11 protein-coding genes are annotated in these 12,704 nt (G+C 38.3%); 8 read left to right on the forward strand and 3 right to left on the reverse strand.

Features of this window, described 5'->3' with window-relative positions; all coding sequences use genetic code 11:
* The first annotated feature begins 90 nt into the window (after nucleotides 1-90).
* Nucleotides 91-690, forward strand: coding sequence for a TetR/AcrR family transcriptional regulator (locus tag GBI66_RS12765; protein WP_151716371.1), 600 nt, complete (start codon nucleotides 91-93; stop codon nucleotides 688-690).
* Here GBI66_RS12765 and GBI66_RS12770 read toward each other — a convergent pair.
* On the reverse strand, nucleotides 687-1,385 hold the full coding sequence (locus GBI66_RS12770) for a DUF1826 domain-containing protein (RefSeq protein ID WP_151716372.1): 699 nt from the start codon (nucleotides 1,383-1,385) through the stop codon (nucleotides 687-689). The two genes, GBI66_RS12765 and GBI66_RS12770, sit on opposite strands and share 4 nt — an antisense overlap.
* A 288-nt stretch (nucleotides 1,386-1,673) precedes the next feature.
* On the opposite strand from GBI66_RS12770, the gene ppk1 reads away from it, so the two are divergent.
* Nucleotides 1,674-3,752 carry a polyphosphate kinase 1 gene (ppk1, locus tag GBI66_RS12775; RefSeq protein WP_151716373.1) on the forward strand — a complete coding sequence of 693 codons (2,079 nt, stop codon included), beginning with the start codon at nucleotides 1,674-1,676 and terminating at the stop codon, nucleotides 3,750-3,752.
* Nucleotides 3,753-3,825: 73 nt separating this feature from the next.
* Here ppk1 and GBI66_RS12780 read toward each other — a convergent pair whose 3' ends face one another.
* Entirely contained in the window at nucleotides 3,826-4,440 is a 615-nt protein-coding gene (locus tag GBI66_RS12780; protein ID WP_151716374.1) for a TetR/AcrR family transcriptional regulator, read from the reverse strand.
* Between the two features lie 250 nt (nucleotides 4,441-4,690).
* Here GBI66_RS12780 and GBI66_RS12785 point away from each other — a divergent pair, with 250 nt between their 5' ends.
* Together GBI66_RS12785 and GBI66_RS12790 are read left to right on the forward strand one after the other, a co-directional pair.
* Complete coding sequence (locus GBI66_RS12785) at nucleotides 4,691-5,707, forward strand: MBL fold metallo-hydrolase (RefSeq protein WP_151716375.1); 1,017 nt, start codon at nucleotides 4,691-4,693, stop codon at nucleotides 5,705-5,707.
* 15 nt (nucleotides 5,708-5,722) lie between these two features.
* On the forward strand, nucleotides 5,723-6,094 hold the full coding sequence (locus tag GBI66_RS12790; protein ID WP_151716376.1) for a hypothetical protein: 372 nt from the start codon (nucleotides 5,723-5,725) through the stop codon (nucleotides 6,092-6,094).
* Nucleotides 6,095-6,157: 63 nt separating this feature from the next.
* Here GBI66_RS12790 and GBI66_RS12795 read toward each other — a convergent pair whose 3' ends face one another.
* A complete protein-coding gene (locus GBI66_RS12795; protein WP_004807086.1) occupies nucleotides 6,158-6,601 on the reverse strand; it encodes a MarR family winged helix-turn-helix transcriptional regulator in 444 nt (147 codons plus the stop codon).
* A gap of 356 nt (nucleotides 6,602-6,957) precedes the next feature.
* Between GBI66_RS12795 and GBI66_RS12805 the strand changes: the two genes are divergently transcribed.
* The 4 genes from GBI66_RS12805 to GBI66_RS12820 all read left to right on the forward strand — a co-directional run bounded on the left by GBI66_RS12805 (nucleotide 6,958) and on the right by GBI66_RS12820 (nucleotide 12,672).
* Complete coding sequence (locus GBI66_RS12805) at nucleotides 6,958-8,511, forward strand: carboxylesterase/lipase family protein (protein WP_151716378.1); 1,554 nt, start codon at nucleotides 6,958-6,960, stop codon at nucleotides 8,509-8,511.
* A 46-nt stretch (nucleotides 8,512-8,557) separates the two neighbouring features.
* The gene (locus tag GBI66_RS12810) at nucleotides 8,558-10,006 is read left to right on the forward strand and encodes an aldehyde dehydrogenase family protein (RefSeq protein WP_151716379.1); all 1,449 of its coding nucleotides are present in this window, start codon (nucleotides 8,558-8,560) and stop codon (nucleotides 10,004-10,006) included.
* 119 nt (nucleotides 10,007-10,125) lie between these two features.
* Nucleotides 10,126-11,316, forward strand: a complete 1,191-nt coding sequence (locus GBI66_RS12815) for an MFS transporter (RefSeq protein ID WP_151716380.1) — start codon at nucleotides 10,126-10,128, stop codon at nucleotides 11,314-11,316.
* A gap of 120 nt (nucleotides 11,317-11,436) precedes the next feature.
* A complete protein-coding gene (locus tag GBI66_RS12820) occupies nucleotides 11,437-12,672 on the forward strand; it encodes a DcaP family trimeric outer membrane transporter (protein WP_151716381.1) in 1,236 nt (411 codons plus the stop codon).
* Nucleotides 12,673-12,704: the final 32 nt, after the last annotated feature.

Here is a 12,704-nt window from a genome sequence, read left to right on the forward strand (position 1 = left end):
GTTTGGATACAACAAATCATATTGATTTATTTGCGAAAAATATTTTTCCGATTAATAATAAAAAACACTAAATTTGAAAAAAGAAGCACTATGGCGGGTCGACCAAGAGAGTTTGATAGAGAAAAAGCGTTGGTCAAAGCACGGGATTTTTTCTGGCAACATGGCTATGAAGGAACATCCATGTCGGATTTAGTTGATGTTTTGGGTATTGCTTCGGCACGTATTTACAAAGCCTTTGGTTCAAAAGAAGCTTTATTTAGAGAAGCCGTTAAACATTATGAAGAACATGAAGGCGGATTTGCTGTCCAAGCATTGCAACAACAAGATATTAAAGCGGCCATCAATCAATTATTTCAAGATGCGATAAAACTTTATACGCAAGTGAACCACGCTTATGGCTGTATGGTTGTCTCTGCAGCAAGTGTATTAAGTGAAGAAAATCAAGATCTTCTCGTGTGGATGAAACAGCAGCGAATTGAGCGTATTGACGGTCTGATTCAACGTTTTGAGCAAGCTAAACTGGATGGCCAATTGCGTGAGGATGCCGATCCTGAACAATTAGGGCAATATTATGGGTTGGTTTTACATGGCTTATCTGTACAGGCAAGAGATGGTTATTCAGAACAAGTGCTATTATCAAACATCAGCTTTGCGCTTAAAAATCTAGATCAATATTTGGTAAAACCTTAGCAAATTAATAGCAGTCTATACTCGCCGTCTTTCTCAGCAGGTGCTCGGTGCACACATGGTGGGACTTGTTGCGTTGGATGATCAACTGCTAAACGCCAAAGATGTCCTACGCCTAAATTCACTGGGTTTACATCTGGCTTAGGTTGATAATGCAAATCAAAGAAATACTCTGAGAGGAACGTTTCAAACTCAGCATCTGGACCATTATATAATTTCTTGAGTTTGTCTCTTATTTCTGGGATCAAAATCTTTTGCTCAACTTGATCATGAGCTAGAATATCACTTGCAGGACCATAATACGTACATAAAAAAGTATCTGTTTCGATAGGTGATCGATCCACATGATATGAATATACATCGGTTGAAATGAAATCGAGGTCTTCGTCACGCTCATAACTTTTAAGTAAATTTAGGCACGGCGATGCGCCTAAATCAGTCAGTAGCTGTATATCAGTTAATATCCTTTCTCTTGCTAAACCTCCTTTTTCTGAAAGTTGTAATGCCAAAAGATTCTCAACAGAAACCTCTGTAATATTCTCTTTTAATTCAAGTTTATTCACAACTTCTTCAAAATCACCAACCAAATTTCTATACCAGCAAAGGGCATTCATATCACCTTGAAAATGGCTATTGATAAGCTCAGAAAAACTAGAAACCGTTTTAATTTGGGTATTGTCAGAAAAGGGATTTTTCATATCAGAATTAAAAATAGATCATAGCTCATTATACAAGTAACTTTAGAGAAATGTCGTATGTACATTTATATTCAGTAAGCTTAACTCTTATTTAATGGTTTTGATTTATGCTATTGATTTTTTTAATAATTTATTTTGGTAAGTGATTTTATATATATTCTAGATAATTGAATAAACAAATGGGATTTTCATTAATCTGCAATGTAATCGGCACAAAATAAACAATGGAAAAATTTACGTCTAATCGCGTATTAGAAAAATCACTTTTTATAAAATATAGAGTAACTCATGACTTCTATGCATGCACTAACAAATGGTCAGGAACACTGTTTGGAAACTTATATAAATCGAGAGTTATCATTATTAGAGTTTCATAAACGAGTGCTTGCACAGGCAAAAGATGATGGGCATCCACTACTAGAACGCCTTAATTTCTTAATTATTTTTTCTCGCAATCTGGATGAGTTTTTTGAAATCCGTGTTGCAAGCCTAATACAACAAATGAATTTGTCGACTCAGACGGTAGGGCCCGAAGGAACCACTCTCACAGACGTATTACAACAAATTTCTAAAGTCGTTCATGAGGCAGTTGAACAACAATACAAAATATTGAACCATTCCATTCTCCCTCAATTGCAAGGTCATGGAGTTCATTACATCCAATATGCTGACATCCTAGAAAAGCATAAGGCATGGATTAAAGATTATTTTTTTAATGAAGTACAACCCGTTGTCACACCGATTAGTTTAGATCCTGCACATCCATTTCCTCGATTGGTTAATAAAAGTCTGAATTTTATAGTGACCTTAGAAGGAAAAGATGCATTTGGACGAGAAATTGATTTAGCCATCGTACCAGCGCCGAGATCTTTACCTAGATTGGTCAAATTACCACATCAAATTTCAGGTAATTCAGAACATTACATTTTACTCTCTGCGATTATTCAGGAACATATAGCAGATTTGTTCCCGGGGATGAAAGCAACGGGATGCTATCAATTTCGTGTGACACGTAATGCTGATTTAACCGTATCAGAAGATGTTGAAGACTTGGCGATTGCGCTCAAAGGAGAATTATCAGCACGTCGTTTTGGTCGCGCCGTTCGATTGGAAGTCAATAAAAACTGTCCTGAGCATATCGCTGATTATTTGTTGGAACAATTTGAGTTAGAAAAAGAACATTTATATTTTGTTGACGGTCCTGTCAATTTGGCTCGTTTCATTTCCAATTTTGACTTACCAGAATTACGATTCCAACCCTACCAACAAAAAATCCCAAAAGCACTCTATACCAAAAAGCCAATTTTTGATGTGCTGCAAGCAGGCGATGTGTTGTTACACCATCCATTTGATAGCTTTGCTCCAGTGATCAAACTGCTCAGAGATGCAGCCTATGATCCCAACGTACTTGCGATTAAACAAACGCTGTATCGGAGCGGTGCAGACTCTGAGATCGTCAAAATTCTTGCAGAAGCAGCAAGAAATGGCAAAGAAGTAACAGCCGTTATTGAATTAAGAGCGCGTTTTGATGAGGAGTCAAATATTGAAGTAGCCAATGTACTTCAAGAAGCGGGGGCCGTTGTTGTATACGGAATTGTTGGTTATAAAACCCATGCCAAAATGATTCTGGTGGTACGCAGAGAACAAGATAGAATCAAACGATATGTGCATTTAGGTACTGGAAACTATCACGCGACCAATGCAAAAATTTATACCGATTATGGTCTATTAACCAGTGATGATGAAATTTGTGAGGATGTACATAAAGTCTTTCAGGAGTTAACAGGAATGGGGAAAATGGCAAAATTAAAAAAACTTTTCCATGCTCCATTTACCTTACATTCCCAACTTATCGAATTAATACAACAGGAAATTGAAAATAGTAAAGCGGGTAAAAAAGCGCAGATCATAATCAAGGTAAATGCCTTGACTGAACCTCAACTGATTAATGCGCTTTATAAAGCATCGCAGGCAGGTGTGCAGATTGATTTGATTATTCGTTCAATTTGTTGTTTAAGACCACAAGTGAAAGGGCTTTCAGAAAATATTAGAGTCCGCTCAATCGTGGGACGTTATTTAGAACATACCCGTGTTTATTATTTTTACAATGATGGTGAAGTTAAGTTGTACTGTGCCAGTGCCGACTGGATGGGGCGTAATCTGTTTTCTCGAATTGAATGTTGTTTCCCAATTGAAGATAAAAAGCTAAAAAAACTCATTATTGAAGATGGCTTGAAAAATTATTTGAAAGACAATTGCCGAGCATGGGAGCTTCAAGCAGATGGAACGTGGTTACAATGCCAGCCTAAACAAGATCAATCAGTGCATATCGCGCAAAGATATTTGATGGATAGAGAGGTTGGCTGAGTATTACTGAATTGTGATGAAGCTAATTTAAAAACAACTGGCAAGAGCGCATAAGCACCTATATCCGATCGATTCAAATTTTAGTCAGATAACGATATATCGATTGGATAATGGCGTTTCTTAGCTCTTGCAGCTTCACATTGACTGGGGGTTCAAGCACTGCTGCATGAATGAGTGACTCTAATAATTGTAAGATCATCCAAACAATGAGCGGTTTATTTTTTTCCACGATCTCATCTTGATGTAATTCAACTAAACGGAAGATTTCTTGTCGAATCCCAGTTTCATCTTCAACTCTATTGATATCAAAGAAAGGGAGTTTCTTTTCAAGCAATTTGTGCAACTCAGGTTCAAATGAATGGGCAGCAATAACACCATCAACCAAAGACTCGATTCGCTGTTTTAAAGTTTGGGCATTTTGGCTATCAATCACAGTCCGCAGAATATCTCCAATATGCTGCGTATGCTTTTTATGTAACGCTACAATGAGTGAGTCTTTATTGGGAAAGTATTGATATAATGACCCGATACTAATACCAGCGCGCTCTGCAACTAAATTCGTATTAAATTTTGCATAATTCATTTCTTTCAAAATTTCTGCCGCACTTTGTAAAATTGCATCGACAGTCACTCTGGATCGACCTTGGCTGGGTGCTTTTCTCGGTTTGAGTGCTGATTTCATGATCATAAGTAGACAGCCTAAATGTGAGCATTAACTCACTTTTATTAGTAACGATCAATATAATTGTTATCTAAAAATATGAGTAATATCGAAATTACCTACAAATACACAATAGAGATAAATTCTATTTAATTGATTTTATTTAATTTACCTTCAGATTTTCGACCACGGCTAAATGCGAGTATCTAATGTGAGCTTTTACTCATATTATGAATTCATCCTATGACTTCTTCAAATTATTGAGGAAACTGAAACAATGAAGATCAAACAATTTCTCACTTTTTCCCTCATAGCATTAAGCGGTTTTAATGCTTATGCAAATAGCAATCAGATTACAGAGAGTCGTACTCAGTACCAGCTCACGGCTGCACCAATTGTCCAAGTAGAAAAGAAACATCAAATTGCCTCTGGGGTATGGCTTATCCCAGACCCATATATTAATTATGTACCTAACATAGGAATCATTGAGGGAAAGGATGCCATCCTCGTTATTGATACAGGTATGGGCCAAAGTAATGGTCAAAATGTCTATCAAGTGGCGAAAGACATGGCTAAAAACCGAAAGATTTATCTTACAACCACCCATTTTCATCCAGAGCATCAGTTTGGAGCTTCTGAATTCAAAGACGTGACTTATATTATTAACAAGAAACAAAATGATGAGTTGATCGATAAAGGGGAAGACTATCTAAAAATATTTCGAGCTTTTGGGCAAATCGAAAAAAATGCACTTGAAAATGTAAAGCTCCGTTATGCAGATCAAACTTACACAAATCAGCAAGTCCTAGATTTAGGAGGCAGACTGGTTACGCTACAAGAGATGCCTGCACACACTCGTGGTGATCAAATCATTTATGATCAGCGTTCTGGTGTCGTTTTTATGGGAGATCTATACGAGAGAGAGTTCTATCCGATCATGCCGGATGAAGACTCGAAAGGGAGTCAATGGATTAAGGTGATTCGAAAAACAATTGATATGAAGCCAAAGATTGTTGTACCTGGCCACGGCAAGCTTTCAACAGTTAAGGATTTACAAGAATTTAAGCAACATATGCTTCGAGTAAAGAGCTTGGTCAAACAGCAAATTGATTTAGGGCTTAACCAAAATCAGATTATTAAAAAGATATCACCTACGATTTATAGAGAATATCCTCAGTGGAATAATAGGGTGTTTCTCCCATTCCAGATTGCAAATTTTTATGCCGAGCTTACAAAACAATCAATCGTGTTGCCTAGCTTAGTTAACGAACTTCAATCTGATCCTGCTAAATAATTTTGGGAGTATGGCATGGAATTAAATTTAGAAAACTTTCCGATAGTAGAAGTGAGTCATCTTCAGCAAGGTAGTTTAGCTGAATTTATACAGCAGTTAGATCAGTTGCTGCAGCGCAATCAACCTTTCGTATTAATTCGAGATCTAAAATCCAAATTCAATGAACCATCACCATCACAAGCGCAATGGAAACAGACCATTCAGTGGATCAAAGCAAATACGCAAGCACTATCCATCGTCAAAGGGTGGATTGAGATTGCGGAAGAAAAAGTTGATCCCATGTTTTTAGATCGGGATCAAAAAATCTGGAAAATATCGTTCTACCAAGTCCAAACGCAAGAAGAAGCAATCCTGCTGAGTCAGAAGTTATTGTCTTCAACGTTTTAGAATGATTTCTAGAAAAAGACCAAGAAAGATAACTAAATTCTTCTCTTGGTCTAAATGTCTCATTTAGTTTTCAATAATATTCTTTAGCCATTCACGAACGCCACTTTCAATGTCTGGTGGCATTTGGTCTTTAATCTCTACTTCTAGATCTTCAATAATGACATTACATTTATGAAAACATTCGACTCCACTTTCAGTCAGTTCTAATTGCTGAACTTTTTTATTCGTCGGGTGTTTCTTCTTTATTAATAAATTTTGCGACTCTAACTTAGAAATAATTTGATTGACCGTCTGCGGCGTAAGTAAAGATAGACGAGCAATTTCTGCATTTGATAAGCCAGGACAATTATAAATAATTGAAAGTATAGCGAATTGAGCTGAAGTAACTTTCAATTCTAATAAAACACGTTCCATTTTTAAGCGATACGCACCAGCCGCTTTCCGCAATAGATATCCCAAATAGCCATCATCATAGCCAAACATTTCGTTACTTTTAGTTACATTCATAGATAAAGGAATCCTTTGCCGACAAGAAATATTATCAGTGCACTGATAATCCTGATTGGAGCTGCATCTGAGCAGAACAATCATATCTTATTGTATAGAGGTGTTTCAAACGATGAGACGAGGTGCTTTGGCAGAGGTTTTTCCCGCAGTTGGGAGTACGAATTATAAAAATATCTTTAATGTGATTGTGATCCAGTTTACCCGCTTGAAAATCAGGATTATTCACACTAAGGCATTAATCATTAATAGGAAATTAAAGGTAATTAATACAAATTTTAATGGCGTTGTTCAGAATTCTGGTCGTTAAAATTTGTATTAATTGAATATCTCATTCAAATTTCTATCGTGAGTTAAATATGAAATTATCTAAATTATCTCTTTGCACGCTGTTTACATTATCAATAACAGCGACCCATGCTTATGAATTATCAGATATCGTTGATACATCAAATGGGCAGATTCAAGGTGTTGCAGAAAGCAACTTAGTACGATTTCAAGGTATTCCTTATGCTGAAGCCCCAATTGGCGCAAGACGATGGGAAGCACCTGTCGAAAAAAGAAAATTAGACGCTGTTTATTATGCAGGGAATCTGGCAAATACTTGTGCAACAACAACGAATTTGGGTGGATTCAGTAAAATAAGTGATTCCGAAGATTGCTTATATTTAAATGTCTATGTCCCTAAAAATATAAGTCTGGATAAAAATCAAAAAGCACCTGTATTATTTTGGATTCCTGGCGGTGGATTACAAACGGGTTCTGCCAATGAGTATGATCCTCAGTATTTTATTGATAAGGGCATTATTGTTGTCACCATTAATTATCGTTTAGGGCCATTTGGATTTTTCTACAATCCCAATGTTGCCAACAAAGATGCAGCATTTATTAATTTAGGATTAATGGATCAACAAGCCGCACTAAAATGGGTGAATAAGAATATTGAATCCTTTGGTGGCGATGCAAAAAATATTACGATCTTTGGTGAATCAGCAGGTGGGCAAAGTGTCCTAGCCAACATCTTCTCACCATTGTCTAAAAATCTTTTTCAAAAGGCCATCGCTGCCAGTGGTTCTTATCATGCAGATTTAAAGAATGTCGCTGATGCAAAACAAGTGACCCATACCATCGCTCAAAAACTAAATTGTGTAGGTGATGCTGCTGCGGTCAGTGCATGTTTAAAGAGCAAACCAACAGAACAGTTCTTAACGCCAGATATTAGCTCATTATTCAATGATGGTTTTTTCATCGACAATACAACCTTGAACAAATCTTTCTATCAATCGATAGAAAGTAATGAATTAAATATTTCAAGCATGATCAATGGCTTTAATACGGATGAGGGTAGTTTCTTTGCTGGCGTGATTGAAAATTCACTCGGTCGAAAAATGAATTATGACGACTATGTTGGTTCATTAACTGGACTGTACGGTAAGAATACCCAAAAACATATCATCAAAAATAAAAAGCCGAATACATCAACAGATTATACGCAAGCATTCAGTGAGGATCTCGGTAAATACAAGTTCGTATGTCCTACGATAAAGTTTAATGACTTGTTCTCTAAAAAAGTAGCTTTATTCAGCTATGAATTTGCCGACAAATCTGCGCCTCAATATATCAAGCCTATTTCTATTGATTATGGTGCATACCATACAGGAGAGTTGGCTTATCTGTTTAAAGACTTCCGTGGTGCCAATGGAAGCCTGACCAAACTGAATCCATCTCAAGCAGAGCTGTCTAAAACGATGGTGAATTATTGGGCCAACTTTATCAAAACAGGTAATCCAAACGGCGATGCATTGGTGAATTGGGCTCAATATCAAAATAACGCCAAGAATACGCTCTTGTTTAAGACTGACGGAGCCAAGCTGATTCAAGAGCGTAGTTCAAATAGATCATGCCCGAAATAGTCACTCATTTTAATCATTCTAAAATCTCAATACAGGAGACAGATCAATGTCTGTAACAACTGAAAACCAAGTTAAAAAAATTGATTTATGGATCAATGGTGAACGTGCAGCTCCCGCATCTCAGCAGTATTTTATTGACCATAACCCTGAAGATGACTCTGTCTTTGCAGAAGTTGCGGATGGCGATGAAAGCGATGTAGATCGTGCAGTACAAAGTGCCCATGTTGCCTTTCAAAGCTATCGTAAAACCCTCGCCAAGGAACGAGAAGTTTATTTAATCAAAGCTGCGTCTTTGGTGGAAAAATATGAAGATAAATTCATAGAGTTATTGGTCAAAGAGGTGGGTTCTCCGATTGGTAAAGCACGTTACGAAGTTGCCTATGCTGCCAATTGTTTACGTGCAGCGGCAGGTGTGGCACGTCGTATCTCTGGCCAAACACTTCCATCTGACAGTTTAGGTCGTTTTGCAATGACAACTCGCCAACCTATTGGCGTGGTGGCAGCAATTACTCCATTTAATGTACCGCTATTAAAAAGTGCGAAACTGAGCTCGTCTCCATTAGCGACAGGGAATACCGTTGTATTACTGCCATCGGAACAAGCACCGATGATCAGTAACTTGCTTGCAGATATTTACCACGAAGCTGGATTCCCACCAGGAACCGTCAATGTTGTTACTGGGAATGGTGCTGTCATTGGCGATGCATTAACAACGCATGATTTGGTCAAGGCAGTCATGTTTACGGGATCAAGTCGAGTCGGGAAACATATTGGTGGGCTGTGTGGTTCCAGAATGAAACGTGCACTTTTAGAATTAGGCGGCAAAAGTCCTCTGGTTATTCTAGATGATGCAGACCTTGATGCTGCTGTAGAAGCTGCGGCAATGAGTCAGTTCTTCTTTCAGGGTCAAGCCTGTATGGCGTCAAGCCGTATCTATGTTGACAAGAAAGTTGAGCAAGAGTTTCTTCGCCGTTTTGTCAAAAAAGCTGAAAGCTTAGGTTTAGGTGATTTATATGATGAAAGTACTTCTGTTGGGCCAATTATCTCGGCACGTCAACGTGAACGTGTCCGCCATCATATTGAAGATGCACGAGCTAAAGGTGCAAAGGTATTAACAGGTGGAGAGTGGATTGGTCATCGTTGCAAACCGACCATCTTATCTGGAGTGAATGAATCGATGGTGGTGTACCGCGAAGAAACCTTTGGACCTGTGACATCTGTTTATTCATTTACTAACCTAGATGAAGCGATCGCACAGGCCAATGACAGTAATTATGGTCTCTCGTCTGCGATTTTCACACAAGATATCAATAAAGCATTCCGCTTTGTTCAAGAGGTTGAATCTGGAATGGTTCATGTCAATGCACCAACGATTCTGGATGAGCCTCATGTTCCATTTGGCGGCGTAAAAGACAGTGGCTTTGGTCGTGAAGGCACAGATATCGATGTTGAGACCCTAACCGAGTGGAAATGGGTCACCATTAATCTGAATTAAGATTTGATTTTGACCGAGTCTTAATAAAGAAACTCGGTCGACTCCGCTGCACGGTATGAATGTTGATGATCCTATTTCTTAACGCTCATACCATGCCGGCATAGCATATGGTTTGGTAAATGAATATGAACTCTAATCCTCCTGTTATTAATAAAGAGCGTTCCATCTTTCTGCTAATCGCTTTGCTATTGGTCGCATCGAGTTTACGCGCACCGATTACGGGAGTTGGTCCAATACTTGAGCAATTACGTTTGGTGTTTGGCCTTTCACCAAGTGCAGCAGGCTTATTAACAACTTTACCACTGATTGCTTTTGCTGTTATTTCTCCATTTACCGCACGCTTTTCAATTAAATTTGGTTTTGAGCGAATTCTTTTCGCCTCCTTAATCGTAGTTATTGCTGGTGCTGTAGTACGCTCCATTGGCTCAGCCACGATGCTTTTTATTGGAACAAGTATTATTGGTATTGGTATCGCTATTGGAAATGTATTGGTACCCAGCCTGGTAAAACGTGATTTTCCAAACAGCGTACCCGTTGTCACAGGATTATGTTCTATTGCGATGGCTGTAGCTGGTGCTTTTGCATCGAGCAGTGTTATGCCTCTTGCTCAAATTTTAGGTTGGCAACCAACTTTAATGGTTATTGCCATATTTTCCTTCATCGCTTGTCTATTTTGGATTCCACTTATTCTCCAGAATAAAACTCAAGAACAAGTACAGATGCCATTAGCAGAAACACATTCACAGAATATTTGGAAATCCAAACTTGCTTGGCAGGTCACATTGTTTATGGGCTGTAATGCGGCTTTATTCTATGCAATGGTGAGCTGGTTACCTGCAATTTTGACTGAAGCGGGTTATAGCAATAAAGCATCTGGATCTTTACATGGCTTGATGCAATTAGCAGGTATTGTGCCTGGTTTAGTTTTAGGTCCATTGGTAAACCGTCTGAAAGACCAACGCTTTGTTGCCATTAGTATGGGACTGTTAATGTGTATCGGAATGCTCGGACTGTTATTTGTCCCACATTGGGCAACACTTTGGGTACTTAGTTTTGGTATTGGATCTGGTGGCGGAATATTACTGGCATTGATGTTTTTGAGTCTACGTTCTCGTTCAGTACATCAAGCAGCTGCACTTTCTGGTATGGCTCAAGGTGGAGGCTATCTCATGGCGGCGGCATGTCCAACCTTAGTTGGTGCACTACGAGGCGTCAGTCAGAATTGGAATTCTGTATTAATCATGGCTGTTCTACTCTCAATACTGATCGGTATTCTTGGCTATCTGTCTGGCCGGAATCGTTATATTTAAATCCTAAATATCTCTCTCGTAAAAAAATCATTTTTAAAACCATCGTTTTCGATTTATTCGAATTCGATGCTGGGTTCAATTTATCTAAATTTACTGCTCAAGCCATAACAGGAGTATTTCATGTGTGTGTTTCCTAATCGTTCGTCATTCATTCAGCATAGTTTAGCAATGACTGTAAGCTTGCTCATAATGACATCTGCCAACGCAGCGACCGATCAAGAGGAGATTCAAAAACTCATGGAAGAAGTGAAAGAGTTGAGAGCTTTAATTCAGCAACAGCATAAAACCATTGAAACAGATCAAACAACTGTATCAGCGCCTGTTTTTAATTTTTCACCAACTCAACCAGAGACTCACATCAATCTATATGGTTTTTTGAGGGCTGATGCTAATTATATTATTGAAGGCGCTGACAATGACTTTAATGCCGCAGCTAAAAGTACAGCTGAAGCTAAAGATAAGCTCAGAACAACCGTTAAAACCACGCGTATTGGCTTGGATTTTTCGACGCTTGCTCAAGAGGCAAAAATTGGCGCTAAAGTCGAGGTAGATTTTGCAGGAAGTAATGATAATCTTCGCATTCGTCATGCTTATTTGACGTATAACAACTGGTTAATTGGTCAAACAACTTCAAATTTCCTATCCAATCATGCACCTGAAATGATGGACTTTTCAACCAATATTGGTGGTGGCACCAAGCAATATCCACAAGTTCGTTACAATTACAAGGTTACACCGACAAACCAACTCTTCTTAGCTGCTGAAAAAGGAAATAATTCGGCATCAAATACTGCAATTACATATCGAGTGCCTGTGTTAACAGCAAAAATGATGCATGAGTTTACTGAGAATAAAGGTTCTACATCGCTGCGGGCCATGCTTGAGCAATATCAAGCTGAAACGCTAAAGTCGAATAAAACTGGATGGGGGATTGCAGTTGGTGTGAACTATAAGCCGATTGAGTCTTTAAAGTTATCTGCTGATATTAGCCATCTAAAAGGCAACAGCCATTATGTTTATGGAAGCAATACTGCTTTTACTGTTTCGAATGGGAATGTAGAACAGAATGAATTTAATGCAGTACAGATCGGTGGAACCTACTATATCCGCCCAAATTTACGAACAACTCTCGCTTACGGCGCAATTTTTGCTGATGATACAAATGGCTATGCTCAGAGTAGCAGGACAGATATATTAGCCAATGAAAAAGTACAGCAGACATGGATCAATTTTATATATTCTCCTGTAGCACCAATTGATCTGGGCCTAGAATATATCAATGCTCAGCGCGAAACTTTTTCTGACGAAAACTATCGTGATAATCGTATCGGAATTATGGCTAAGTATACGTTTTAATTTTAATTGGCTTTTCTTAGCTATCTTTGAAT

The organism is Acinetobacter sp. TUM15071, assembly GCF_008980925.1.
Classification (GTDB): Bacteria; Pseudomonadota; Gammaproteobacteria; order Pseudomonadales; family Moraxellaceae; genus Acinetobacter; species Acinetobacter dispersus.

Bases quoted from the DNA above. Each gene is read 5' to 3' on its own strand.
- GBI66_RS12785 (WP_151716375.1), top strand. From the start codon at position 4,691: ATGAAGATCAAACAATTTCTCACTTTTTCCCTCATAGCATTAAGCGGT.
- GBI66_RS12820 (WP_151716381.1), top strand. From the start codon at position 11,437: ATGTGTGTGTTTCCTAATCGTTCGTCATTCATTCAGCATAGTTTAGCA.
- GBI66_RS12770 (WP_151716372.1), bottom strand. From the start codon at position 1,385: ATGAAAAATCCCTTTTCTGACAATACCCAAATTAAAACGGTTTCTAGT.
- GBI66_RS12805 (WP_151716378.1), top strand. From the start codon at position 6,958: ATGAAATTATCTAAATTATCTCTTTGCACGCTGTTTACATTATCAATA.
- ppk1 (WP_151716373.1), top strand. From the start codon at position 1,674: ATGACTTCTATGCATGCACTAACAAATGGTCAGGAACACTGTTTGGAA.
- GBI66_RS12815 (WP_151716380.1), top strand. From the start codon at position 10,126: ATGAATATGAACTCTAATCCTCCTGTTATTAATAAAGAGCGTTCCATC.
- GBI66_RS12810 (WP_151716379.1), top strand. From the start codon at position 8,558: ATGTCTGTAACAACTGAAAACCAAGTTAAAAAAATTGATTTATGGATC.
- GBI66_RS12780 (WP_151716374.1), bottom strand. From the start codon at position 4,440: ATGATCATGAAATCAGCACTCAAACCGAGAAAAGCACCCAGCCAAGGT.
- GBI66_RS12765 (WP_151716371.1), top strand. From the start codon at position 91: ATGGCGGGTCGACCAAGAGAGTTTGATAGAGAAAAAGCGTTGGTCAAA.
- GBI66_RS12795 (WP_004807086.1), bottom strand. From the start codon at position 6,601: ATGAATGTAACTAAAAGTAACGAAATGTTTGGCTATGATGATGGCTAT.
- GBI66_RS12790 (WP_151716376.1), top strand. From the start codon at position 5,723: ATGGAATTAAATTTAGAAAACTTTCCGATAGTAGAAGTGAGTCATCTT.